Annotated in this window: 20 protein-coding genes; 9 read left to right on the top strand and 11 right to left on the bottom strand. The window is 47.4% G+C overall.

Annotation, left to right across the window (positions count from 1 at the left end; genetic code table 11):
- Positions 1 to 36: 36 nt before the first annotated feature.
- The 5 genes from KAI36_RS01745 to KAI36_RS01725 form a co-directional block, all read right to left on the bottom strand.
- Entirely contained in the window at positions 37 to 927 is an 891-nt protein-coding gene (locus KAI36_RS01745; protein WP_023986649.1) for a carbohydrate ABC transporter permease, read from the bottom strand.
- On the bottom strand, positions 927 to 1808 hold the full coding sequence (locus KAI36_RS01740; protein WP_013308405.1) for a carbohydrate ABC transporter permease: 882 nt from the start codon (positions 1806 to 1808) through the stop codon (positions 927 to 929). The genes KAI36_RS01745 and KAI36_RS01740 overlap by 1 nt, the downstream gene beginning before the upstream one ends.
- A gap of 63 nt (positions 1809 to 1871) precedes the next feature.
- Entirely contained in the window at positions 1872 to 3146 is a 1275-nt protein-coding gene (locus tag KAI36_RS01735) for an ABC transporter substrate-binding protein (protein ID WP_220026765.1), read from the bottom strand.
- Between the two features lie 184 nt (positions 3147 to 3330).
- The gene (locus KAI36_RS01730; protein WP_013308403.1) at positions 3331 to 3897 is read right to left on the bottom strand and encodes a DUF420 domain-containing protein; all 567 of its coding nucleotides are present in this window, start codon (positions 3895 to 3897) and stop codon (positions 3331 to 3333) included.
- 291 nt (positions 3898 to 4188) lie between these two features.
- Entirely contained in the window at positions 4189 to 4464 is a 276-nt protein-coding gene (locus KAI36_RS01725; RefSeq protein WP_013308402.1) for a GNAT family N-acetyltransferase, read from the bottom strand.
- Between the two features lie 315 nt (positions 4465 to 4779).
- On the opposite strand from KAI36_RS01725, the gene KAI36_RS01720 reads away from it, so the two are divergent.
- From KAI36_RS01720 to KAI36_RS01710, 3 genes are all read left to right on the top strand, one after another.
- Positions 4780 to 5742: an ATP-dependent DNA ligase gene (locus tag KAI36_RS01720; RefSeq protein WP_220026764.1), complete on the top strand. Its 963-nt coding sequence runs from the start codon at positions 4780 to 4782 to the stop codon at positions 5740 to 5742.
- Positions 5743 to 5852: 110 nt separating this feature from the next.
- Positions 5853 to 6395, top strand: coding sequence for a MarR family winged helix-turn-helix transcriptional regulator (locus KAI36_RS01715; RefSeq protein ID WP_069290889.1), 543 nt, complete (start codon positions 5853 to 5855; stop codon positions 6393 to 6395).
- On the top strand, positions 6380 to 7303 hold the full coding sequence (locus KAI36_RS01710; RefSeq protein WP_220026763.1) for an alpha/beta hydrolase: 924 nt from the start codon (positions 6380 to 6382) through the stop codon (positions 7301 to 7303). The genes KAI36_RS01715 and KAI36_RS01710 overlap by 16 nt, the downstream gene beginning before the upstream one ends.
- Before the next feature lie 60 nt (positions 7304 to 7363).
- Here the strand turns inward: KAI36_RS01710 and KAI36_RS01705 are convergent, their stop codons facing one another.
- Positions 7364 to 8299, bottom strand: a complete 936-nt coding sequence (locus tag KAI36_RS01705) for a manganese-dependent inorganic pyrophosphatase (protein WP_276572455.1) — start codon at positions 8297 to 8299, stop codon at positions 7364 to 7366.
- Between the two features lie 362 nt (positions 8300 to 8661).
- On the opposite strand from KAI36_RS01705, the gene KAI36_RS01700 reads away from it, so the two are divergent.
- On the top strand, positions 8662 to 12954 hold the full coding sequence (locus KAI36_RS01700) for a S8 family serine peptidase (RefSeq protein WP_220026762.1): 4293 nt from the start codon (positions 8662 to 8664) through the stop codon (positions 12952 to 12954).
- 83 nt (positions 12955 to 13037) lie between these two features.
- Here the strand turns inward: KAI36_RS01700 and KAI36_RS01695 are convergent, their stop codons facing one another.
- Together KAI36_RS01695 and KAI36_RS01690 are read right to left on the bottom strand one after the other, a co-directional pair.
- Complete coding sequence (locus KAI36_RS01695) at positions 13038 to 14528, bottom strand: sensor histidine kinase (protein WP_220026761.1); 1491 nt, start codon at positions 14526 to 14528, stop codon at positions 13038 to 13040.
- The gene (locus tag KAI36_RS01690; protein WP_220026760.1) at positions 14525 to 15211 is read right to left on the bottom strand and encodes a response regulator transcription factor; all 687 of its coding nucleotides are present in this window, start codon (positions 15209 to 15211) and stop codon (positions 14525 to 14527) included. Before KAI36_RS01690 ends, KAI36_RS01695 begins: the two co-directional genes overlap by 4 nt.
- Positions 15212 to 15499: 288 nt before the next feature.
- Between KAI36_RS01690 and KAI36_RS01685 the strand changes: the two genes are divergently transcribed.
- The 5 genes from KAI36_RS01685 (at position 15500) to KAI36_RS01665 (ending at position 21230) form a co-directional block, all read left to right on the top strand.
- A complete protein-coding gene (locus KAI36_RS01685; protein ID WP_220026759.1) occupies positions 15500 to 17845 on the top strand; it encodes a glycosyltransferase family 39 protein in 2346 nt (781 codons plus the stop codon).
- A gap of 17 nt (positions 17846 to 17862) precedes the next feature.
- A complete protein-coding gene (locus tag KAI36_RS01680; RefSeq protein ID WP_220026758.1) occupies positions 17863 to 18954 on the top strand; it encodes a glycosyltransferase family 2 protein in 1092 nt (363 codons plus the stop codon).
- A 3-nt stretch (positions 18955 to 18957) separates the two neighbouring features.
- Positions 18958 to 19380 (top strand): GtrA family protein, encoded by a 423-nt coding sequence (locus tag KAI36_RS01675; RefSeq protein WP_220026757.1) that lies wholly within the window; start codon positions 18958 to 18960, stop codon positions 19378 to 19380.
- A complete protein-coding gene (gene galU, locus KAI36_RS01670) occupies positions 19377 to 20258 on the top strand; it encodes a UTP--glucose-1-phosphate uridylyltransferase GalU (protein ID WP_023986636.1) in 882 nt (293 codons plus the stop codon). Before KAI36_RS01675 ends, galU begins: the two co-directional genes overlap by 4 nt.
- Positions 20259 to 20402: 144 nt before the next feature.
- Positions 20403 to 21230 (top strand): class I SAM-dependent methyltransferase, encoded by an 828-nt coding sequence (locus KAI36_RS01665; protein ID WP_071559451.1) that lies wholly within the window; start codon positions 20403 to 20405, stop codon positions 21228 to 21230.
- A gap of 167 nt (positions 21231 to 21397) precedes the next feature.
- On the opposite strand, the gene KAI36_RS01660 is transcribed toward KAI36_RS01665, so the two are convergent.
- The 3 genes from KAI36_RS01660 to KAI36_RS01650 form a co-directional block, all read right to left on the bottom strand.
- Positions 21398 to 22144 carry a glycerophosphodiester phosphodiesterase gene (locus tag KAI36_RS01660; RefSeq protein ID WP_220026756.1) on the bottom strand — a complete coding sequence of 249 codons (747 nt, stop codon included), beginning with the start codon at positions 22142 to 22144 and terminating at the stop codon, positions 21398 to 21400.
- A gap of 88 nt (positions 22145 to 22232) precedes the next feature.
- Positions 22233 to 23294: a hypothetical protein gene (locus tag KAI36_RS01655; RefSeq protein ID WP_220026755.1), complete on the bottom strand. Its 1062-nt coding sequence runs from the start codon at positions 23292 to 23294 to the stop codon at positions 22233 to 22235.
- A 24-nt stretch (positions 23295 to 23318) separates the two neighbouring features.
- On the bottom strand, positions 23319 to 25214 hold the full coding sequence (locus KAI36_RS01650; RefSeq protein ID WP_220026754.1) for an HSP90 family protein: 1896 nt from the start codon (positions 25212 to 25214) through the stop codon (positions 23319 to 23321).
- Between the last annotated feature and the right edge of the window lie 394 nt (positions 25215 to 25608).

Raw genomic sequence — 25608 nt, 5'->3', positions numbered from 1 at the left:
TCCATTCACAGGCTCTTCGTAGCCGTGACTACTGGCTTATCCTTTTACCGCTCCCGCCAGGCCTTCCATATAGTAGCGCTGTGTAAACAGGAACAATATAATGATCGGCAGTACCGAAATCATTGTGCCTGCAGCGATCCAGCCGAAGTTATAGGCAAATTGACCGTTGAGATACGTGAGCGCAGCTGCCAACGGATATAGCTCCGTATCATTCAAAATAACGATAGGCCACAGAAAGCTATTCCAGAACGACATCGCCTCCAACAGAGAAATTACAGCGAGCGCCGGCTTGACCAGCGGAAGCACCAGCTGCCACCAAATTCGAAACTCCGAAGCGCCGTCCATTTTACCGGAATCACGCACATCGGTGGGAATATGAATAAACGTCTGTCGCATTAGAAAAATGTTGAACACGGAGACTGCCCCGGGCAACACTACACCCAAATATGTATTGCCCAGATGGAGCCCTTGAATGGTCAGATAGTGCACAATAAATGCGGTGTAGGAAGGAATAATCATCGTGGCAATCAGCAGCGTAAACACCAGATTTTTACCCTTAAAACGAAATACAGCCAAGGGATATCCCGTCAGACTGGCGAGTACCACATTGAGCACAACGCCCAACACCGTAATGATGACCGTATTCAGCATATACTTTGGAAAATTCATGAACTGCCACACCTGAACATAGTTGTCGAAATCAATGAAGGTTGGAAAAATAGCGGGTGGCGTTGAAAAAATGTTACGACCTGGCATGAGGGATACACTTAGCAGCCATAGGAACGGTCCCATTAAAAAGAGGGCGAGTAGCACTAGAAGCACGTAGATGACCGTCATTCTCAGCATTCGAGCAAGACTGCGCATGATGCGGCTGCTTTCCTTTTTAGGAAGAGATGAGCGTAGCATTTTGTCATCCTTTAGATTCATCAATAGGGATTGACACCGCCTTTCCTATTGAATCGGAATACGATAATACTAAGTACGGCAATCATTGCACCGACAATTAAGCCAAGCGCAGAAGCATATCCAAAATTGAACTGCTCCATGCCCTTTTGAAAAATATACAAGCTGGATGTCAACGTGGCCGTTCCCGGTCCACCCTTGGTTAGTACGTATACTTCATCAAATACACGAATAGCTGACATGAGTGATATAAGGGTACAGAACAGAACGTAAGGTCTTAGCAGTGGAAGAGTAATATGAACAATCAGACGCCATCGGCTTGCTCCGTCGACTCTAGCGGCTTCGTACAGATCTTGAGGAATATTTTGTAATCCAGCCAGATAGAGCATCATATAATACCCGAGTCCCTTCCACATTGTGATGAACATCAGTACATACAAGGCCAAGTTGCTGTCCGATAACCAGTGTATGTCTTTGCTAATCAAGCCGACCTGCATGAGCAAGTAGTTCACTACGCTGTTATTGCCCAATAGCCAGCTCCAAATTAAGGCTACAGCTACCATCGAAGTCACAACAGGGATGTAGTAGGACGTACGAAATATTTTAATTCCCGGGATACGGCTGTTCACAAGCACGGCCATCAGGATGGAGAAAATTTGGAGAAAGGGGACAATGAGCACGTACAACAATGAGTTCCAAATTGAAATAAGAAAGTTACGGTCCTTAAACGCCGCTTCAAAATTATCCAAGCCGACAAAATGGGTATCTGATATGACAGAGTAGTCTGTCAATGCCAGCGGGATGCTGTAAATAATAGGCCAAAATACAAAGACGGCAAGCAATAACAGTCCTGGCGTCATAAAGGCCCAGGCCGTAAAGGACTCCGACCTTAACCATTTGATCATGCTGCATCACCACCTGATTTTGATAAATGAACAGGGGAGTATTCATTTACTCCCCTGTCAAACCTATTGCTTTAAAATATCGTTCACTTCCTGCTCCAGGGCAGTAAGCGTCTGCTTCGTATCCGTACCGTTCAATACAATATTTTGCAAAGCTCGCGCGATGGCACTGTTCACATCTTTGGCATTAGGTACACCGACCATATAATCTGTCGCCTTATCCAAGCTTTGCGCGGATACTACCTTGGCTTGTGCTTCTAATGATTTGTCAGACTGAGTAAAATATGGATCTTTAATGGAGTCTTTCGTGGAAGGTAGTGTATTCGCCGCTTTAGAAAAAGCTGTTTGACTCTCTGCGTTTGTCAAGAAAACAGCAAATTTCACTGCTTCGTCCACATGTGCAGACTTAGCAGGTACGACCAGGTCCATGGAGTTGGAGAGCCGCACATCAGCTTTACCGGTTGGGACAGGAACAGCAATTGTGTTCTTATAAACATCCGGCGCTGCCGTTTTGATAAAATTGATGAACGTTGGGCCTGCCAGCTCGAAGGCAACCTGCTCGCCGGCATAATATTTCACTTGTTGTGAGAAGTCAGCGTCTTCCTTGAGCACAACGCCATCTTCCATCTGTTTTTTTAGATTATCAATCATGGTAACTGCTTCTGGTGTGTTGAACGCCGCTGCTGTCTTTTCTTTATTTAGAATGGGAATGCCGTCCACAGCGAAAAGCTTGGATACAAGTTGCTGAGCATAGCCTGCTTTGCCAATTTTTCTATTGATCTGACGGCCCCACTCAGACAATTCCTCCCGGGTTTTGGGCGGATGAGCTGGGTCCAATCCGGCGGCTTTAACCAGCTTTGTATTCATGTAAAGCACTTCTGTACCGGTATACCAGGGTAGCGCATAAGCTTTACCGTTAATGAATGTGGAATTATAGATACCCTCGAAATAAGCAGCCTTTTCCTCGGGCGATAAATGCTCATTCATATCAACAACAGCACCCTTGGAGCCCATTTGGCTAGCAAATTCTGTATTGAGATTGACTACATCCGGACTGCTGTTGCTAGCAATACTTGTCAACAGCTTGTTGGTTACTGCGTCATAAGGGTAATCCTTCCAGTCAATTTTGACATTGGGGTTCTTCTGCTCATAATCGGCAATCACCCGATTGAAATACGGGGTAAATGTAGGTTGTAGTGCAATGGTCCAAAATTGCAGTGTCACTTTCCCTCCGTCAACCTTTTCCGACTTTGAGCCTCCGCCACCGCAGCTGCTCAGCAGTACAACCAGCGCCAGCATAGATACAAGCAACCGTAACCTGCCTTTCGCTTTCTTTGTCACATGGTGACCCCCTTGTTCTTAGTTGATTAAGGCAAATTATAGCAGAAGTGCCGCTAAAGAAGGAACGTTTTTTCAATAAAATAAATTTAGAAGGAATAATTTTTCTTTTATTGGATACAAAAAAAGACGTCTCTTCAGCAGAGACGCCATTTTCCTAAATCAACCCGCAAAGGGTTCACATCTATTAATAGTATGGGGCCATGAAAACGTACACCAGTACCCCGGTCAAGCTCACATATAGCCAAATTGGCATCGTCCAGCGCGCAATCTTACGATGTTTTGCTACCTGCATCGTCCATCCCCATACAACCGTGAACAGTGCCAGCGGTACAATAATCGCAGCCAGTATGCTATGCGAAATCAACAGCGTAAAGTAGATCGGCCGAAGGATACCCACCCCACCATATTTTGCAGTTTCCGGCGAAATGTAGTGAAAGGTCAGGTAGGAAAATAAAAATAAAACAGTACTGGCGAAGGCCAGCAAAACAAAGGTTTTATGAAGCTTAATGTTCTTTTTGAAAATAGCAACCAGTGCAGCCACCAGGAAAATAAATGTGAAGCTGTTAAAAATCGCATTCAGCCTTGGGAAAATAGTGAGATCAAAACTCACACTACCCTGGTATCCGATCGGCGAAAAGAACAGCAGCAAAATAATCACGTTGGCTATAATGGAAACGGTGATAATCAAGGCTGTAAAATTACGATTGCTCGTTGGAACGTACTGCTTGTCCTCACTCGCTTTATTCATCATGAGCGTCTCCTTCGTTAAATTCAGGTTTTCGTTACTGTTGTAGTCATAACCATAATATATTATATAGAACTCATGGACAGCCTGTGAAGTGACAACAGTATGAACAATTTCACAGCCATCTGTCAGAAAATATGCTTCAACATTTAAAAATAGCCCTTTACTTCCCTATATCAACGGTAGAATGCATTGATTTTACAAGCTTTATGCACACAAAAAAAACACCGGGAAGGTCTGATTACCCGCTCCGGTGTTGTGTCGGTTATGCATTTAAGCAGCCTCGATGATCCATATTCATTGCTGCCATACGTCACTGTACTCCTGATGGCGCTTGAACAGCGCAAGCGCGTACGAGCAAGCAGGGATAACCTTTTTATGCTGATTCCTTGCCATATCAACCACTCTGTCAATGAGCTCCTTGCCGATTTTTTGACCCCGTAACTGCTCGGATACAAATGTATGGTCAATGACCAATGAGTGGTCATCTATGGATTTATAGCCTACTTCTGCAACTACCTGTCCATCATCCACCATGACTACTGCATGGTCCTCCTCGCGAATTTGTCTCATGAAACCAATCCCCTTTCTGACTGAAGAAAATCCCGTTACAACTCCATGCTAACGAATTACTGCAATCACTTCATGCCGACGCTAGATATCCTTATCATTCCCCTATTTAGGAATTAGCGAAACATCACATACGAGGATTTTGCAAAAATCCCATAAGCGACTTCCAATGAACAAGATATAGATCGAAATGGTTTAGTTCGTCTATATCTTGCACTTCGGAGCGACTGGTATCGAATTTTGCAAAATCCTGATACATAAAATAGGATCTATCGTCGACACTATATTTATTCCAATTAAGGCAAGGGAGGTGCTGCGTTGCGTACGGAATTAAAACCTGTCATCCCGTTTGAGCCGGAACTGAGCGAAAAAGTACCTGTAGATCCGGGCCTTTGGCGTTATGAAATAAAATGGGACGGTACGAGAATTTTGACGTATCACGACCAGGGCAGCACGCGTCTGTTCAACCGCAAGCAGCATGAACGAACGCTTTTATACCCGGAGCTTGCTCTCTTCCCCTCCTACTGTAAGGCTGATTCGGTCATATTGGACGGGGAAATGATCGCACTCGGTGCCGACGGTAAGCCATCGTTCCATGAAATTATGCGACGGGATCTGATTCGTCGGACGGATCGAATTCAGTCAGCCTATGAAGCTGTACCCGCTACTTACATGTTGTTTGATATTGTTTATCTGAACGGGGAGTGGGTTCATCTTAAACCGTTACAGGAAAGGCTTGAGCTGCTGCATCAGATCATCATACCGAATGAACGGATTCAACTGGCTCCCGCTCATCCTGATGGACAAGCTCTATTTCAGGTTATGTGCAGCCAAGGAATGGAAGGCATTGTGTGTAAAAAGCTGGATAGCCCGTACACATTGGGCGGAAAGGACGGACGATGGGTCAAGGTCAAAAATTATGGCGATATCATTGCCGTCATCGGTGGCTATACCCTAAACGGAGGCATTATCAATGCTGTGTTGCTGGGCCAATATGATAAACAAGGAATGCTGCGCTATATCGGGCATGTGGGTACGGGTAAGCTGACTCGGGAAGATTGGCGTCAGCTTACCGAGCGCCTACTGCCACATACCATATCGGAACGACCCTTTAGCAATAAACCGGATCGGCATCAAGATGCATTTTGGGTGCAACCCATGTATACCGCCAAGGTTCAATATAGTGAGTGGCGGTGGCAAGAAGGACGCACCCTGCGTCAGCCCTCCATACAAGCCTTTGTGAATCAGAGCCTCGATCAGTGTATCGGTCCCTGGATATGACGTTTTACAGATATATTTTTAAAAAATGCGGAACAAAGTTTGTATAAATCATTGCAACCAGTGGTTAATTAAATTACAGTTAACTAATTAACTACATCGAGGTGGATCGCATGTTCTTTTTTTTGGACTCCGAAATTCGTCAACTGGCCTATAATCTCTTTCCAGGTGGCAATAAACCGATTGGTGTTTTGGTAGATTTATTTTCCATAACGTATGAAATACGTAAAAACATGGAAAAACGTTCACGTGAATTTGGTCTCTCCTACGGGCAATATATCGCGCTTTGTGTACTTTCAGCGCAAAGAGATGAAATGTCATCTCCTTCTGCTTTGGCTGATAAGATGGGTGTAAGCCGGGCAGCAATCAGTTCTATGGTTATTTCTCTCGAACAAGAGGGATTCATTAATAAATATGACGATCCCAATGACAAGCGGGGAGTGTTTGTGTCCCTGAACGATAAAGGAAGAAGTAAAATTCAACAGATGGATCCCTTTTTCGTAGGGCTGGCGTCACGTTTGATGTCAGACTTTAGTGAGTCGGAAATCTGTCAGTTCCAAACCTATTTGTCACGTGTACGTTCTGCATTTGAAGATGTTAAAGGTTCGCGTCTAACCGACTCCAGAGAGGAGAGAGAAAAATGGTGCGAAGACTGAGACAAAAACTGTTCGTCAAACTCGCCCGCATATCGGCTGGCAGAATGGTAGCTGCGTCCGATTTCAAACCTTCGCATTCTCCCAAAGTACATCGGAAAGAAAGGATCATCCCCACCTCTGTTGGTGACTCCAGGGTGATTGTATATGAACCTTCTCACCGGTCTGCTGATCCACTCCCTGTATTCGTTAATTTCCATGGCAGCGGTTTTGTAATGGGCAGCGCCGAAATGGATGATCCCTGGTGCCCGGTCATTGCTGAACGTGCGAATTGCGTCGTCGTTAATGTTGATTATCGCTTGGCCCCGGAACATAAATTCCCTATCCCGCTACAGGAAAGCTATGATGTGACCCAATGGTTGTACGAGCATCCTGATGTGCTTAACGTAGATCCTCAACGCATTGCGGTTGGGGGACACAGTGCGGGCGGCAATCTAGCGGCAGCGCTATGTCTTATGTCCCGGGAGCGCAAGGAATTTCCGATTGTATATCAGGTACTGGATTACCCACCACTGGATATTGCTACAGATCCCAAATTGAAGCCCCAATTCGAGAAGGGGATTCCGCCACGAGTAGCAAAAATCTTTAATGAAAGTTATCTGAACTCACCAGATGAGGCGCGAAATCCGTTAGTTTCCCCCATTTTTGCAGAATCACTACATAATCTCCCTCCTGCTCTGATCATAACCGCGGAGTTGGACTCCTTGGCTGACGAAGCCGAGTTGTATGCCAAACGGATGATTGAAGCAGATGTCCCTGTGAAGTATAAAAAATACATAGGTGCCGCACATGCCTTTACCCATAGCGGCGATCTCGCTGTAGCTGAAAACGCCTGGCACCTGATGAGCGATCAGTTGAAATTGGCATTTGAATTCCGCATCGGGGACGTCCTGGCAGAACTGAAGAAATAAAAATAAGCCTCCTGCTTCCACTGCCATTATGCAGGGGTACAGGAGGCTTATTTTTTATCCTTACAAACTGTTAAAAGCGTCAGTCAATACAGGCACAATTTGCGATTTTCGCGATACAACGCCTTTTAGAACAGCCTTGTTGTCATCCAACTGTACATTATAGGCTTTCTCAACCGCTTGTGCTTGGCTTCCCAGGGCAATACCAATGGAATCACTGTTCACAATGTCTGTTACAACGAACAGGAACAGATCGAGATTTTTGGCCTCAATGGTTTGGGATAATGCAACTTCTAGGTCAGCTTGACGCGATAGCACATCGTTGACGTCTACTGCGTTCACTTGAGCAATTTCCACTTTGCGACCATTCATCTGAAATTCTTTGGCATCCAGACTTACTAACTGTTCAATGGTATGACCACTCAAATCAGCCCCCGCTTTAAGCAAGTCAAATCCGTAACGATCTGCATCCACACCAGCAATTTCAGCCAGTTCACGAGCAGCAGCTACGTCTTGATCCGTGCAGGTTGGGGATTTGAACAACAGGGAATCGGAAATAATCGCGGACAACATTAGACCTGCGATTTGTTTCGGAATCGCTACACCATTTTCCTTGTAGAGCTTGTTCAAAATGGTGGCTGTGCAACCCACTGGCTCAGCGCGGAAGTATAACGGCTGGCTTGTTTCAAAGTTAGCGATCCGGTGATGGTCGATGACTTCAGTTACACGTACCTTGTCAATATCAGCGGCGCTTTGCTGGCGCTCATTATGATCGACCAGAATGACGTTGTCCGTTTCAGCAGCAACCTGCTCAACTAGACGTGGCGCGCTCACTTTGAAATAATCCAGTGCATACTGCGTTTCCCCGTTCACCTCGCCCAGACGAACCGGCTCTACGTCCGCGCCCAGTTTGGTTTTTAAGTCTGCATAAGCAATAGCTGAGCAAATGGTATCCGTATCCGGATTTTTATGCCCGAAAATCAATGTTTTTGCCAACATAATCGACTCCTTTGCCTTAGGCATTTTACATGATTGTGAAACCTCAACAATTCCAATGCAGATTATATCATTAAATCTCGCATTCTCCCATTCCCCTTCGATTGTTTTCAAAAATAATCTAGTAAATTCATAACATTTCCATGGAATCTATATGTGATGTTACCCTTATTTTTTCTAAAAATATAAAAAACATATAGTAATATATCCCACCAATATGGTAAGATATGCCTCAAAACTGGCAAGTTAGTCACCAGTGGTCAATTCTATTATTTTAGATATTAAGGGAGGCGTGAGAACAACGGCAGTGGCTTCAAATCCTAGTATGTAGACATATCATATTTTGATTGAAAAGAGGGAAATCTTTGAAAAAGCCGATCATTTTGCAAAAAATACCTGTCGTATCACTCGCTCTTGCCTTGACGGTAAGCTTGTCTCTGCCGTCTGTCAGTTCTGCTGCTACCGCAGATCTGCAAATCAACTCATTTTTGGAAGCTCAGCAAGCATTGACTATTGAGGCGGCTCCGGCCTTCATTTCGCCAGAGCTAAGCACAGATTCTTCCCGCCAGGTCAGAGTTATCGTACAGCTTGATGGTGAGCCCCTAGCCGTGGACAAATATGCGGCACGTTCAGGCGTCCAAGCTTTCACAGCTCAATCTGAGCAAAAAGCGGAATCCGCGATTGCCACCGAGCAAACTACATTCGTGGACCAAGCCGCTGAGCATGGCATTTCTCTTCAGGTGAATTACCAGTACAACACGGTGCTTAACGGCTTGGAGGTCACATTACCAGCCAATAAGATTCCAGAACTGGCTAAACTGCCAGGTGTAAAATCCATTCATGAAAACAAAACGTATTATTCCATCCCCGTACAGGACCCGCCAACACTTACAGCCAGTGAAGCCACTTATGATAACGCACCACTGGACCAGATTGGTGTTCCTGAAGCCTGGGCCAAAGGGTTGAATGGCGAGGGAATCAAGGTCGGGGTTATTGATACCGGTATCGATTATGAGCATCCGGATTTGAAAGAAGCCTATAAAGGCGGATATGACTCTTTTGAACAAGACAACGACCCTTACGAGGAACCGTTCCTTGAAAAAGAAAATGACCCCTACGGCACAGGCTTTAGCGGAACGACACATGGTACTCACGTCTCCGGCACGATTGCCGGTAAAGCCGCAAATAAATCCTCGGATATTGTGCAAAAGGGTATTGCCTATAAATCGGACTTATACGTGTATAAAGTGCTTGGACGCAATACCAAGACAGGTCGCTCCTCCGGTTCCTCCGCACAGGTCATTGATGGCATTGAACACGCTGTCAAAGATGGTATGAACGTCATTAACCTGTCGCTGGGCTCGGATTCTGAGAAAGACCCGAACTCCCCCGACTCCATTGCTATTAATAATGCTGTACTTTCCGGCGTAGTCGCGGTCATAGCGAATGGTAATGCGGCACAGGATGGCCCCTATTTTTATTCCATGGGTTCTCCCGCAACATCACAGCTGGCAATTTCCGTCGGTGCAGCTACTTCGCCGAGCAAAAGCTTCTCGGGTACAGCTTCGGTCACCCGTGACTCCTATTGGGAGGCTAACGGTGAATTGAAAAAGACCGTAACTAATGATGCCTATGCACATTATGATTTTAATTTGATGGGCTGGGAGACAGGCAGAGAAGACTTTGCCTCCATTTTGGGAACTGCCCCTTATGAGCTCGTATATGCGAATCTGGGACAACCTGATGATTTTGAAGGGAAAGACGTAGCAGGAAAAATCGTCCTCGTTTCACGCGGCAACTTGGCATTCGTGGATAAAATCGCAAATGCGAAAGAAAACGGTGCGAGGGCTGTAATCGTTTTTAATGGGAATACGAAAGCGGGCGACATCACCAAAGCTGATTTAGGGGAAAGTATTTCAGGTCGCGATGACTACGTAAATTCCAATTTGGGTGACAGCTTTGACTTTATTCCGACCTTTGACATGAAAGGTAAGGAAGGGCGCGCGCTGGCTAAACAACTTGTGGACAATGCTGGAGAGAAGTTCTCCGTCTCCTTTGGGGCAGATTATATTCGTACAGATAATGCAGGCGATACGATGGCCGGATTTAGCTCTCGTGGACCGAACGGAGATGAACTGCTCAGCATCAAGCCGGATGTGAGCGCACCCGGGGTTGGCATTTTATCAACCTACCCTGCCTTCGCCAAGTTCTATCCGGATGCATCTTATGAGCAAGCCTACAAACGCAGCAACGGTACAAGTATGGCGTCTCCGCATGTGGCTGGACTTGCTGTGCTGCTGAAGCAACAGCATCCAAACTGGACACCGTTTGATATCCGCGCTGCTCTGGCAAACACTTCGGTTACACTCTTTGATGAGGATAAAATCCAATATGATGTGTATTCCCAAGGTGCAGGCCTAGTAAACATCGCTAATGCGATTCAGACGCCAGCCCTGCTGGAAACTGTTGAAAAGATCACGATTCTCGACAAGAACTTTAATCGGCAGGAGGTTGTGAATTACAATCCTTCCGCCAGCTTCGGGGTGTTACGACCTGGTAGTGATGCGAAGCAGATTCAGCTTCAACTCAAAAACTTGTCGGCTAACACTGTGCAATATGAAGCCAGCACCGTTTTACATGATAATGTAACCTCTGATCCAACTAAGCCGATTGCTACACCTGACGTGAGCAACATTGCCGTTCAGTTGCAAGGTGTGGGCGCGAATGGAGCAATCTCGGCAGAACCGGGTAAATCGCAACCGTTCTTCCTGTCTGTACAACCAAATTCAGGTGCAGCCACAGGTGTATATGAAGGGGAAGTTATTCTGAAAAGCACCGGACTGCCAACACTTCATCTGCCGTTCGTCGTTCATGTGGGCAAAGAAAATCCTACAACTGGCTTCGGCTTGCAGGACTTGAGTGTCACCAACCCGATTATTTATCCGAGTCGTACAGGTGCTCAACGCTCAACTGATTTGGCATTCCGCCTGACCACGGATAAAACCAACCAGATCGCGCTTTATGTATACGGCTTAGATGATAAATTAATTGGTCTTATTGACGGCATTACGACTTCCAAAGAACAAGGAGCCAACGCTCGCCTCAAACAAGGCGCATATTCCTTCAAGGATATTGACGGAAGTTATGTCGAATTAGATGACAAGGGAAAACCTGTTCTGGATGCTAATGGTCAGCCCGTTATTCAGCATTTGAAGGACGGCGTATACAAGCTGGAAGTCAGTTCTCCAGAACTGAATAAAGACGGCGAAGTCGTACGCAATGCCGACGGCCCTAAACTCTTCACCGCCACTAAAGCTATCCGAGTGGATAATAGCGCCTCATCCAGCGGTAGTGTTGGAGGCGGAGGTGGTGGAGGTGGCGGCAGAAGCAATACTACACCTTCTGCTGCAACGAGCACATCCACTTCTGTCTCTACATCTGCACCTTCACTTCAAAGCGTTGTGAAACAAGGGCAGGCTGTTAAAACTGTCACTACAGCCGTTGCATTGAACAATAATGTACAGTCGCTGACAGTAACCGATGCAGATTTACAGGCTACCGTGACAGCAGCAGGTTCCAGCCCGACAGCTATTGTACTGTCGGCTACTAGCCAAGCAGGCCAAACGACGAAAGCATCGCTCACTTCCACACAACTGGTAACGCTGGGCAAGGCTGCAGCAGGAAGCAGCTTGATTGTAAGCAATACAGGCTCTTCTCTGGCTTTGCCAGTATCCGCTCTGAAAAATGTTCCTGCTGGTGCAGGCATTGAAGTGATAATCAGCAGCCAGACAGAGGCGAGTGGCACTTTTACAAGTAAGCTGAAAGGCTCCAATGTGATCGGCACCCCGGTAGGGTTTGAAGCTAATGTTGTCACTGGTGGTAAGAGTCAATCGCTCAAAGTTGCTCCAGGACAGTTCATTAGCAGATCCTTTACCGTACCTGGTCAAATTGATTCCAATACAGCCGGTGTACTCTATACGGCAAACGGAAATGTCTATCCCGTTCCATCCGTCTTCACCAAGCAAGCAGATGGATCTACCGTCGTCAAGGTAAGCCGTCCGGGCTTCTCGACGTATGCAGCGGCGACACGTCCCGTTAGCTTTGAAGATATTTCATCGTCGTATGCCCAATCCGAAATTCAATCGCTGGCGAACAAGTTGCTGATCAACGGCACGACCGACACGACTTTCTCACCGAAGAAGAACGTGACACGTGCAGAATTTGCAGCCCTGGTAACCCGAGCACTCGGCCTGACACCGGGTACTACTGCACCATTCAGTGATATTCCGGCAGGTAGCTGGTACTCCGGCGATGTAGCAGCCGCTTATGAAGCTGGATTGATTACGGGTCGCAACAGCGACAAGTTTGATCCGAACGCTAATATCAGTCGTCAAGAAATTGCTGTCGTGCTGGGTAAAGCTGTAGATCTGCTTCAAATCAAAGCAGCAGTCGATGGCCCTGCACGTACACCGTACCATGATGCTTCATCCTTTGCAGGCTATGCCAAGGACAGTATTGAAAAAGTAAGTGCAGCAGGTATCATCAACGGAGAAGCGATTAAAGGCTCCTCCTACTTCCAGCCGAATGCACCTACAACCCGTGAGGCATCTGCCAAGGTACTGCACGGGCTTTTACAGAAAGCTTCGCTGATTAACTAACAATAGAAAAGCCTCCCGAGCCGTGTTATAACCAAAGCTGCGGTTCGGGGGGCTATTTTTATGTTACGCCATAATCTTAAATACTATACTGTTCCCGCTAAAGGTAGCGTTACTTTGAATACACTTCCCGTTCCCGGTGTGCTTTCGGCCGTAATGTTCCCGCCGTGTGCTTCTACGATAGACTGTGTAATGGCCAGACCAAGACCCGCCCCGCCTGAGCTACGTGTACGCGATTCATCTCCACGATAAAAACGCTCAAATATCCGCTCCAGCTGTTCTTTACTCATGCCTGGTCCGTTATCACGAATTTGGATATCCACCAACTTCTTCCCTGCAGACAGGTTTACCTGGATCACACCTCTTTCCATATCGGTATGCTGAACAGCATTGTGAAACAGGTTGAGCACTACCTGCTTGATTTTATCCCCCTCTGCCAATACCCGTATACCTGCCGTCATATCAAAAACCACTTTACGTGTACCTGCCAGCATAAGGAGCTGCGGTTTCATTTCTAGCAGCAATGCATCTAGTGATATGTCTTCCAGCTTCAACTCCGGTGTTCGATCCAGTTTAGCCAACAATAGTAAATCAGAGACAAGTTTATTCATCCGCTTGGATTCACCATACATACTTTCTAGTGCCGACTGAAGCTGCTTCGGATTAGATGCTGCCCCACGAAGCAGCACTTCCAAGAAGCCGTGAATAGACGTGAGCGGGGTGCGCAATTCATGGGAAGCATCCGCAATAAATCGTCTCATCTGCATCTGCAATTCCCGTTCGGCAGCAAAAGAATGCTCCAGCCGTTCCAGCATCCCGTTAAATGAAACCGCCAAACGATCCACCTCATACTGCCCCTGCTCTGCGTCAAAGCGCTCGGCCAGATTGCCCGCATCAATACGTTTGACTGCCTCGACCATCCTTGAAAGGGGTACCAACGTGCGGCGCAGCACAGGAAGCATGAGCGCCAACCCAATCGCAAGCGCAATCAGAGACAATAAAATAAAGGTGCGGAGCTGGTTAATCAACTGCTCTTGCATAGAAGTCGTGGATACGCCCATTTGAAGTAAACCGGACGAACGGTCAGGTGGACCGAGCGGACGGAATACAACCAGTTGCTCTTTCCCCTGAGCATCCGTGATTAATTGATAGCCGTGACGCATGCGTTTGCTCTGCTGCATTGCATGATATTGCTCAGTGGTGAGACGTGGCGGCTTAAGTCCGTTTTCGTTGGACAAGCTCTGGAAAGTGCCGTCTGTATCTATAGAAGCGAGCGACATATCCGGCCAGAACAAAAACGGCCCCGGTCGATTATTCCTCCGATTGGTTTGTTCTTGGGGAGCGGTTACCCCACTCTGCTCCTGCGAATCCTTAATCAATAAATCGGCAGGAATTGAATTCAACTGCGTATCCATAGCTTCTGCCCGACTGCGATACAGAAAATCTTTCATCAGAAAATATTGTAGAAAACCAATCAATACGAGCAGCAAAGCCAAAATGAGTAACGTTCTGGCCAAAAGCTGGGACCGGAGAGAACGAAGTGCATATTTTCTCCGACTTTTCCCGCCCACCTTCATAGCAGATCCACCCGGTAGCCCACACCGCGCAGCGTACGAATGACCCGATGCTCCTTGTCTTTGAGTTTTTCACGTAAGGAGCGGATGTACACTTCAACAATATTATCCTCGCCCCCAAAATCGTACCCCCATACCCGGTCCAGTATACGACTTTTACTCAGCACAATCCCGTGGTTTAGCACCAGAAACTTCAATAGTTCATATTCGGTAGGCGACAGCTCCAGCACCTGACTCTGATAACGAATTTCCTTCCGTCGATCATCCACTTGAAAGGGGCCGTGAACCACTTCCCCCAGCAAATCGGGGAACTGATTGCGCAAGCGCGCTTCAATGCGAGCCAGCAGCTCATTAAAACTGAAGGGCTTTACGACATAATCATCCGCGCCGAGTTTTAATCCCTTTACCCGATCGTCTACATCATCCTTGGCGGTCAGCATAATGACCGCGATGTTATCCTCCGTCTCCTTGAGGCTTTGGCACACCTTAAAACCGTTCATTTCCGGCATCATCACATCCAGCACCGCCACATGCGGACGAAACTCTCTTGCCAAATCGAGCGCTTTACTCCCGTTCTCGGCGGTTCTGACTTCATATCCTTCATTAATCAGTCCAAGCTCTAAAAATTGCAAAATATGAGGCTCATCATCTGCCAGCATAATTTTAACTCCGTGTATTGGATTCATTATTAATCTTCCCTTTCATGTTGCCGCATTTTTCTCATAAAAAAGTCAGTTCATTTTTCACCTGTATCTAATATACCTGAATCCTGTCGCAAAAAAAGCACCCCTGCTCAGCTTTCAGCTAACGTTCAGGGAGCGCTCAGAACCCATTAAGGTACGTATGGCATGATAATAGCAAGCCGGTAGTTCACCGGGCCAAGATCAGAAGCGACTGGTCATTCCGCAGTCCTGAAGATAGCGGCTAGAACAACGGAATAAATACAAAGAATTTTCACAGGGAGTGGAATGAACATGATTAAGAAATGGTTTAAGACTAGGGCGGACATCCCCCTGATCATCATTATGCTGATATCCGCATTTTTGAACGGATACAACATCTGGCAAGACAAATATGTAAACACCTACTATACGACAGCCGTAGCAAGCATGCTACAGAGCTTTCACAACTTCTTTTTCGCCTCACTTGATTCTGCCGGATCGGTAACGGTAGACAAACCGCCTGTGGTGTTCTGGATTCAGACACTGAGCGCCTATATATTCGGGCTTCACGGATGGAGCGTTATCTTGCCACAGGCGCTGGCTCAGGTCGGATCAGTCTTGCTCGTTTACTTACTCGTCAAACCGAGCTTCGGTACGATGGCCGCACGATTGGCCGCCTTCGCCATGGCAACGACACCGATAGCCGTAGCGGTTAGCCGCACGAATAACATCGACGCTATGTTGGTTTTCACACTGTTGCTCGCAACATGGCTATTGTTCAGAGGCATTAGAAATAGCAAAACCGGGCTGATCCTTGCTGCTTTCGCAGTCGTAGGCATCGCCTTTAACGAAAAAATGTTGCAAGCCTATATGATCGTTCCCGCATTGGGTCTGTTCTATCTGCTAGCCTCCAAGTTTAACTGGAAGCGAAAAGCAGTAACACTGGTAGGATCAGCAGTTGTCCTCCTGATCGTATCGCTCTCCTGGGCAGTCGTAGTGGACTCCACTCCGGCAGATGAACGCCCTTATATGGGGAGTAGCGGTACGAACTCTGTGCTGAATTTGGCCTTTGGTTATAACGGCCTGTCCCGTCTGACAGGAGATCAGGGTACAGGTGGCAATCGTGGCGGTGAACGCACGGATCGGAACAATAACGCTACAACGAATAGCAGCGATACGAACACAGATCAGGCTCAGACGACTCCAACATCGGACAGCACTACCACTACGGATGACTCTGGCGCCAACAACATGGCAGCAGACGGATTCGGTGCAGGTGGTCAAATGCCACCGGGTGGATTTGGCGGCAACGGACAAGGTGGTCCTGGAGACGGGCAAAATGACCAGGGTGGTCCTGGCGGTGGACCGGGAGGAAATTCCGGCGGCATGTTCGGCACTGGTGAAAAAGGACCTTTGCGGTTGTTCCAATCTTCCCTGTCAGGTCAAGCCAGCTGGCTGCTTCCATTCGCATTGATTGCTTCCATCGGTCTGCTTGCAAGCATTCGACGTCGTAATATCACACAAAAACACAAAGAGGTCATCTTCTGGCTGGCCTGGTTGATTCCCGTAGCTGCATTTTTCAGCGTAGCAGGATTCTTTCATCATTATTACCTGATTATGCTCGCGCCACCAATTGCAGCGCTCTTTGGAGCAGGATTCGTAGAATTGTGGAAGCAGTATCGTGAGCGTTCCAACTGGCTCTCCTGGCTGTTACCCGCAGCAGTATTGGCAACCTCGGTATTTAGCTGGTTTGTTTTGCAAAATTACAACGATACGATTGGCAGCGGCTGGTCCATCGCGGTATTGATCTTAGGGATCATCGGCACGGTGCTGCTGGTAGTAGCACGAATGAAATCTGAGAAGTTCACAAGATTCGCCATCATTGCAAGTGTACTTGCTATGTTTATCGGTCCTGCATACTGGGCAATGACACCGATCATCTACGGGGGGAACAGCATGATTCCACAAGCCGGACCCACTCAATTTGGCGGCGGTGGCGGAATGCCGGGCGGCAATGATCGCAATAGAGGTCAGAGCGCCAATGGACAACAAGCCGAAGGAACTCAAACGAATAACCAAACCAATAATGCAGAGAATTCCAGCCCTGATGGAAATACTTCAAGCACACAAACAAGTACAGACACGGATCAAAGATCTTCTACACGCTCCAGAGGAATGGGAGGACCCAACGGTAGCCAAAGTTTAGATCAAAAAACGTTGAGCTATTTGCAAAAAAATAACACAGGTGAAACCTACCTTTTCGCAGCAAGTAATTATTCAACGGCTGCTCCTTACCTGGTCGAGGCCGGACAAAAAGTAATTATTATGAACGGTTTTGTATCTTCCGATCCAGTCTATACCGTCGATAAAATCAAGACGCTGGTCGAAAGCGGCCAAGTGAAGTACTTCATGATTTCTGGTGGAGGTGGCGGACCGGACGGTGGTAACTCTGAAGTCACTGCATGGATCAAAGAACACGGCAAAGTGATTCCTACAGATGAATGGAAAACAACAACAGGCGAAACAAGTACAGACGTTAAAGCAACCGAGAGCGGAAGCGACACCACGAACAGCAATGCGAACGCCCAGGATGGTCAAGGTGGCCCTGGCGGAGACGAACGTGGCGGAAGCGGTACTTTATACGAAATCACATTATAAATGAGGAGGAACTACGAATGAGTGAACCCATCCGTTATTCCATAGTTATTCCGATGTACAACGAGGAAGCCGTTATTACGGAAACCTACCGGAGGCTGAAACAAGTTATGGGCTCGATTGGGGAGCCCTACGAGCTGATCTTCGTAAATGATGGAAGTTCGGACCGCAGCGTCCAATTGATCAAGGAATTCAGTCTCAGAGATGACACCATTGTATTGATTGATTTCTCTCGCAATTTTGGTCATCAGCTAGCGATTACTGCCGGGATGGATTATGCGGTAGGGGAGGCGGTCGTCGTCATTGACGCCGACCTCCAGGACCCGCCGGAACTGATTGTTGAGATGGCTAACAAGTGGAAGGAAGGCTATGAAGTGGTCTACGCCAAACGGCTCAAACGCAATGGCGAGACTCGCTTCAAGAAATGGTCTGCCAGCCTCTTCTACCGTGTACTTAAAGCATCAACGGATATTAATATCCCGGTCGACACCGGAGACTTCCGCCTAATGGATCGCAAGGTCATAGAAGAATTGAAACGGCTGCCGGAAAATAACCGATTCGTTCGTGGATTGGTCAGCTGGATCGGTTTCAAACAAACTGCTGTAGAATATGAGCGCGACGAGCGGCTCGCAGGTGAAACCAAGTATCCGTTGAAACGAATGATCAAGCTCAGTCTGGACGGGATCACATCCTTTTCGATTAAACCGCTCAAACTGGCAGGGTATATCGGTGCACTTCTATCCATGTCCGGCTTCCTGTATCTGATGTACGTACTGTTTCTCAACTTTTTCACCGACTCCTATGTGATGAAGGGCTGGTCGTCTATGATTAGCATCAGCCTGATCTTCGACGGGGTGATCCTGATCATTCTCGGTATTATGGGTGAATATGTTGGACGCATTTATGACGAAACCAAAGCACGTCCGCTTTACATTGTGCGTGAGCATCTGGGTGGACAATACGAAAACGGTCCGACGCATGCTATGAAAGTCCCTGAACCCCGTGACTCCCTGTACATGCAAGGAGCCCGTGAGAGCCTGATTTCGACAGGACGCACAGTGTGCGGCAACAGTGCAGTATATACCGGACCCAAATCCGGTCATGGAGCCTAACCCATGAAAAGTCGCATGGCCCAGCTGCTTCCTATGATCCGATTTGGCATCGTAGGTCTGGTGAATACGGGTGTAGATTATATCATTTTTATGCTGCTGGCTTGGGGCGGAGTGCCGGTCATTGTAGCGCAGATCATTTCGTACAGCTGCGGCACAGCCAACAGTTATATCTTGAACAGCAAATGGACATTCAACAAACAACTATCAAACGACACTAACAAGCGTCAATTACCTAAATTCATCATCATCAACCTCATCGTATTAGGGATAACCTCCTTATTACTGCAAGTGCTTCACACTGGAACCGAGTTGCCACTTGCTTTAGGCAAGCTGATCGCGACCGCAGCCGGAATGATCATCAATTATATCGGGAGCCGATACTGGGTATTCGGTTCCCCATCCCGAAAGGAAAGTGAGTTTCTATGAGAAAAATTACAAAAGCTGTTATTCCAGCCGCCGGATTAGGAACCCGTTTTCTACCAGCTACGAAAGCTTTACCGAAAGAGATGCTTCCAATCGTAGACAAGCCGGCTATTCAATATATCGTAGAAGAAGCCATCAAGTCCGGAATTGAGAGCATCATTATCGTAACGGGGCGTAATAAAAAAGCCATCGAGGATCATTTTGACAAGTCTGTGGAGTTGGAGCAGGTACTGGAGAGCAAGGGTAAATATGATCTCCTACGTGAAGTTCAAAGCATCGGGGGTAAAGCAGTCATTCACTATATCCGTCAAAAAGAACCCCTCGGCTTGGGACACGCGGTAAGCTGCGCTCGTCAGTTCATTGGCGATGAGCCCTTTGCCGTGTTGCTGGGCGATGATATTATGAATTCCTCCACCCCGGCGATTCGTCAAATGATGGATGTTTACGAAGCGACTGGCAAGCAAGTGGTCGGCGTGCGCACAGTGGAAGAACAAGATGTGAGTAAATACGGCATTATTGACTCCACTCACCAGAACGGTCTCATTCACGAAGTCGGCGGACTTGTTGAAAAACCATCTCCGGCAGATGCCCCTTCGCGGCAGGCAGTCATTGGTCGGTATGTATTGGAGCCTTCCATTTTCTCCATATTGGAAAATCTGTCCACTGGAGCGGGCGGTGAATACCAATTGACAGATGCTCTTCATCAAGTAGCATTGCAGAACCAACTGCTCGCATTAGAACTGGAAGGCACACGTTATGATATTGGAGATAAAGCTGGATATCTGGAAGCCGTGCTCCACATGGGTATGCAACGCGAGGATTTGCGTCCAATGCTTGACTCCATGATGCGCGAGTGGGCGCTTGCTTCAATGATAAAATAGGGGGATTCCTCCCTCCGAAATCCGACGGGTGCTGTGAAATCACGAGAGTAGATGGATGAACATGTAAAATTGTACACTATAGGAGTACAGCAGCATTTGAGTCTACACGGCCGCCCGGTCGATACTAAGGAGGAAAAGGACCTTATGATACCTGAAGGAAATCTACAAAGTAATGTGGATCGTTTCAACGGTTTTGCCGACAACTACGATCAGCACCGCCCGGAAGCACCGTCACTCGTCGTAGAAATCATCAGCCGTTATCTGGAGCGAAACGTAGAGCTAGTTGCCGATATTGGCTGCGGTACAGGACTTTCAACTTTCATATGGGAAAACGCCGCTCGGCAAATTGTCGGTATCGAGCCTAACCCGGACATGAGAGGAAAAGCGCAGCACAAGCTGGAGACAGCAGGAACGACAAGGGCAGGAACCATTTCCTTCAAAAGCGGGTTCTCCAACAACCTGCCCTTTGAGGACGGAACTGTAGACGTCATCACCTGCTCTCAATCCTTTCACTGGATGGACCCCGAGAGCACGCTTCAGGAAGCGGGCAGGGTCTTGGCTCAGGGCGGCGTGTTCGCGGCCTTTGACTGTGACTGGCCTCCGGTGCTGCAATGGCAGATAGAGCAAGCTTATACAGAGCTTATCACCAAAGCGGATACCCTTTTGGAACAGGAAGCCCCAGTAGAGCAACAAGCTCATAAATGGAGCAAGGATCAGCATTTAGCTAATCTGCACCGCAGCGGACAATTCCGATATACCCGGGAAATTGTCTTCCATAACCGTGAGCAGTGTGACGCAGCTCGTTATACAGGGCTCGCTCTCAGCCAAGGGGGTATTCAAAGTCTCTTCAAACTTGGCAATCGAGCGCTTGACGTCGATATAGCCCGCTTCGTGAAGCTGGTAGAGAATCATTTTCAGGGCAGAACACTAGACATCCTGTTCAGCTATCGTATGCGGCTCGGCATCAAGTAGAAAGGAATCAAGGTCATCGTGGATGATACGCTCTTCGGCTTAGGGCAAAAAAGACTCTCCCTCGCCTCGTAAAAACGAGTGCGTACAGGAGAGTCTTTTTTGCTTCAATAGATAGCCACAGTCATATCCTTGCAAACCCTTAGTCACAGTTCCGATGCGTCTTCGACTTAGGAAGAGCGAACATCCAATAAGTACGCCAACCGGTCAGGATAGTCCGTGATGATGCCGTTCACCCCGGCCTCCAGCAGACGCTTCATTTCTTCTGGCTCATTCACCGTCCATGGGTGGTAGACGACGCCTAATGCCAAAGCCTCTGATACAGCTTCTGGCGTAACAACTTGTTTGTAGGCATGGAGTGCTGTTACCCCGAATTGGGTTGCATACTCGGATGGACGAACCATAATTTCGATATACAGCGCCCCCGTCTTGATTTCAGGAGCAAGCTGCGCACAGAGCGCCAGCGATTCGTGATTGAAGCTGGATATGATTACCCTCTGTTCCAACCCAAAACGCTTCACGGCAGCAATGACCTCTTCCTCCATACCCGGATAGAGATAAATGCTGTTTTTCAACTCTAAATTAATAATTGTATTCGAAGACTGGGCTAGTTCCAGTAGCTCATCCAGCATCGGGACCCGCTCACCTCGGAATTTCTCATCAAACCAACCGCCCGCATCCAGTTTATTTAATTCTTCCAGCGTAATATCCCTTACATCCAGTGAGCAACCTGTCGTACGCTCTAGCGACTCATCGTGAATCAGCACCAGATGCCCATCTTGGGTACGCTGCACATCCGTTTCTATACCTGTTGCTCCCAGTTCCAAGGCGTGGCGGAATGCCGCCATCGTATTCTCAGGACATACACCTGAAGCTCCGCGGTGTGCGAAATTAATCACCTTTTCGGTTACAGTCACAACATAACCCCTCCTGTCATTTCACAGGAACATTATACCTGCTCATTGTTTGGGCTGTATAAAATATTCGTCACAGCTACCGCTTCTTCTATGCCGTTTGAACAATTTTCCCGATCCAATCGGAATAAAACGTATTCCCGTTCCGTCGATCAAAATCAGCCGCCGCTGACTCTGCCAGTGGCCTAAAATACGTAATGATTTCTGTCAATGTGCGATCCTCTTTACCCCATTCCAAGGAAGCCGGCAACCGGATCAATCGTTTTTCTCCCGAAGTATCCAACCTTTGCAGCAGACTCACCATCGTCGCGTAAAAATACATCTGCTCCAGCCCGCTCTCATAGTCTAGCGCCATATGTAGATGACGCTCTACTACTTCGATTCCTTGAACCGGATCAGCAATCGCCAAATATTCGATATGCTCTGCTATCGTTTTCAGAAAGTCGCGGTCATCCCGAATTAGGCGGTAGCCTTTGCGATGATTGTCCTTTGCCTGATCAACCTCGCCTTGACGATAAAGCGGCAATAGCACCTGCGAGAGCGTCACATGTGGTACTTCTGCACATTTCATGCGACCCGACAAAATCGGTTTTGCCACGGCAAGCGCCTGCTCGTCTTCTCCGGTCAAATAATAGAACCGCACCATCTGGCTCTGCTCACAGGCCTCACAATCACTCATACTGTCCGACTCAATCAAGCGGAAGGTATCCAGATACCGCCGTGCTTCATCCAGTTCACCCATATCCATCGCGATGCGGAACTTATAATAGTAATATGGACGCTCATTATACCCGTATTCGGCATAACGTCTGCGCATATCCTCCACCAGATCTTCTATTTGAGTCTTCGATATATTGGAAAAGCTGCACACCTTCCCGAGTATCCATTTGTAATTCCACAACAGCTCGTCTGCGTCGTATTCCTCTGGATTTTGATCAAATTGGCCCAGCTGCCACGAAAAAGCAATCAGCGACTTCAATGGATATCCATTAAAAATAGCGCAGTCTACAATCTCTCCCCGGATTTCATAAGCGAGTTCCTTCAATCCGGAAGTATCTGCCAAGCGGACTGCTTCTTCCAGAATCGCCAGCTTTGCCGCCCCTCCGGGCAAATCCTGCGCCTGTTCCATCAAATCATATATCGTATCTTCCATTTGGCTCCCCCTATAATTACGCAATTACGTATTGTGTCCGTTCCCTAATCCCCAATTGATAAAATGCAGAACACTCCGATTCATCAGTCCCAACTCACTGCGGTTCATCGGGTAGTGCCCCATCATAAGCGCATTCACATACATCATTTCTGTAGCAGCCGTGATCATCTGTGTATCGGTTGCTTCAAAAATCCGCGCTACCACCGGGTTGTTCAGATTAAAGTATAAGGTAGAATATCCCGAATTTTGCTGGACTCCTGCTTTCAGACTATCAAGCACATTGGAAAAAAGCGATGTTGTCTCCTCAACCGTGTTTTCCATGGAGCGCAAGGTCAGTGCATCCTGAGAAATGGTATACAACACTGGCAAACTCGCAGGCTCAAAACGCTTCAACTCAGCACGGCAACGCATCGGCTGCAAAGCAGCATCCATGACACGTAGCACACCGTAATAATTCTCGCGCTCTTCCTGTGTTAGCCCGGTAAATGAAAGAGATACCTCCTCAGGGCTAAGACGCTCTGTTTGCAGGTTAGAGTCAATCCAAGGCAGCTTTTCCAAAATGTCTGAATCATAAATATAGCCGCCATTGATCACCAACATGGATTGCGCCGCCGCCACATGCGTAATCTGACGATACTCATCTACTGTCGATGTGTAATGCAACGGACGTCCGTCCGCCTCTCGGATCAGTTCTTTCAGCTCACGCCGCCCAAACGTACTTTCGAAGGAAAACCAACGGTACATTATCCGCAAAAATTCATCATCCTCCACGGCGAGCGCCTTCATGGACAGCTCATGCAAACGAATCCAGTGCTGCAAGCGGTCTGGCTCATACTGCGCCATGCGTAGCAGTTCTTCCCGAATACAGGTCCCCAGTTCAGAACGAACATCGTCAAGTTGCTCATTTTCATAAAAATACTCACGTGATGCCGTTGGTTGCAATTCATCTGTCCAAATCAGGCTTTTAATGAAGAATGCCCATTCTGGCAAAACATTTTCCGCCTTGTCCGACACCAGCATATGCTTCAGGTACACTCGATGCAGCCGCTTGCTGTTCAGATTAACACTGCGAGGCAAAATGAATGCAATCCCGCCTGTTCTGCCTGATGCCGTCCGCAACGGTATAAAATCACTGAAGCGCTCACCCATCAGGCGATAGCCTAAATCCAGCACCTCACTACGGCGACTCCGCAATTGTTCTGGGTCCTGCATCCAGCTCGTCGATGGAAGATTGACGCGCTTGGTCTCCCCGTCTACAGACAGCATGACCGGATACGGCAGCAACGCACCATAATAGATTAAAGACTCCTCTACGTGCGCTGGCTCATAATAAAACTCACTTCCCGGCTTGCAGCGCAAATAAATTTGCGTCCCTACAGGCAGCTCGGTTTCCAATCGACGAATCGTATACGTCCCATCCGGCTTCCCTCTCCATTCCATGGAGATGCCTTCCTTCACCGAGCGGGTCAGCACTACAATTTCATCGCTCACCATAAAGCAGGATAGTAACCCAATCCCAAAGCGTCCGATGAACGAAGTCTCAGAAGCCAGCAAATCGGCTCCCTTCTTGGAAGACTGACCGATAATCGACAAAAAACGGTGAATGTCTTCTTCTGACAATCCAATGCCGTTATCCTGAATCATCAATACCTGATGCTCCCCAGAACCAGATAACTCCACGATGACTTTACCTTCATAGTCGTTACTCTCAGAAGCTGTATCTCCAAGGGCCTTGTCTTCTTTCAATACTTTACTTTCAGCAGCAACCTTCCGCAGCTCCTTGCGAGCCGTGATCGCATCTGTTGCATTTTGCAAAACCTCACGTATAAACACTCGTGGACTGCTATATAAATGATTGGCCAAAATATCAATCATACCGCCCAAGTTCACTTGAAAACGATATTGGTCTGTCTGACTCATACAGATCATTCCTTTCTCGAAATGCTACAATCATCATCTGGTTTTAAATAGACTGTCTTTTAAAGTATAACGTGGATTTAAGTCGGATTGCACACCCTGCATTTCAGATATCAGTACGTTGACAACGATATAATAGGGCCTTTTTTCACCTGAGAAGTATGGCACTGGGTCTAATTAACTTCATAAAAATGTACGGAGTACGAGCACTTAGTGAATAAGGATCATCTTTGTCTAGTTAAATTTAGTAATAAACATAATATTTATTTAAAATCCACCCTTCTCTTAGAACCCTATATCTATGGAGGGACAAATGGCTCATTTTACGCAAAAAGCTCGCATTGCCGCTCTTGTAATACTCTTACAAGAGAGAATGCGAGCTTATTTAGGTACAGTC

It is taken from the genome of Paenibacillus sp. S02 (assembly GCF_019454065.1).
Lineage (GTDB): Bacteria > Bacillota > Bacilli > Paenibacillales > Paenibacillaceae > Paenibacillus > Paenibacillus polymyxa_B.
This window is presented reverse-complemented; position numbering and strand designations above follow the sequence as displayed.

Bases quoted from the DNA above. Each gene is read 5' to 3' on its own strand.
- KAI36_RS01665 (WP_071559451.1), top strand. From the start codon at position 20,403: ATGATACCTGAAGGAAATCTACAAAGTAATGTGGATCGTTTCAACGGT.
- KAI36_RS01710 (WP_220026763.1), top strand. From the start codon at position 6,380: ATGGTGCGAAGACTGAGACAAAAACTGTTCGTCAAACTCGCCCGCATA.
- KAI36_RS01685 (WP_220026759.1), top strand. From the start codon at position 15,500: ATGATTAAGAAATGGTTTAAGACTAGGGCGGACATCCCCCTGATCATC.
- KAI36_RS01675 (WP_220026757.1), top strand. From the start codon at position 18,958: ATGAAAAGTCGCATGGCCCAGCTGCTTCCTATGATCCGATTTGGCATC.
- KAI36_RS01725 (WP_013308402.1), bottom strand. From the start codon at position 4,464: ATGAGACAAATTCGCGAGGAGGACCATGCAGTAGTCATGGTGGATGAT.
- galU (WP_023986636.1), top strand. From the start codon at position 19,377: ATGAGAAAAATTACAAAAGCTGTTATTCCAGCCGCCGGATTAGGAACC.
- KAI36_RS01715 (WP_069290889.1), top strand. From the start codon at position 5,853: ATGTTCTTTTTTTTGGACTCCGAAATTCGTCAACTGGCCTATAATCTC.
- KAI36_RS01690 (WP_220026760.1), bottom strand. From the start codon at position 15,211: ATGAATCCAATACACGGAGTTAAAATTATGCTGGCAGATGATGAGCCT.
- KAI36_RS01650 (WP_220026754.1), bottom strand. From the start codon at position 25,214: ATGAGTCAGACAGACCAATATCGTTTTCAAGTGAACTTGGGCGGTATG.
- KAI36_RS01730 (WP_013308403.1), bottom strand. From the start codon at position 3,897: ATGATGAATAAAGCGAGTGAGGACAAGCAGTACGTTCCAACGAGCAAT.
- KAI36_RS01745 (WP_023986649.1), bottom strand. From the start codon at position 927: ATGAATCTAAAGGATGACAAAATGCTACGCTCATCTCTTCCTAAAAAG.
- KAI36_RS01655 (WP_220026755.1), bottom strand. From the start codon at position 23,294: ATGGAAGATACGATATATGATTTGATGGAACAGGCGCAGGATTTGCCC.
- KAI36_RS01705 (WP_276572455.1), bottom strand. From the start codon at position 8,299: ATGTTGGCAAAAACATTGATTTTCGGGCATAAAAATCCGGATACGGAT.
- KAI36_RS01695 (WP_220026761.1), bottom strand. From the start codon at position 14,528: ATGAAGGTGGGCGGGAAAAGTCGGAGAAAATATGCACTTCGTTCTCTC.
- KAI36_RS01740 (WP_013308405.1), bottom strand. From the start codon at position 1,808: ATGATCAAATGGTTAAGGTCGGAGTCCTTTACGGCCTGGGCCTTTATG.
- KAI36_RS01680 (WP_220026758.1), top strand. From the start codon at position 17,863: ATGAGTGAACCCATCCGTTATTCCATAGTTATTCCGATGTACAACGAG.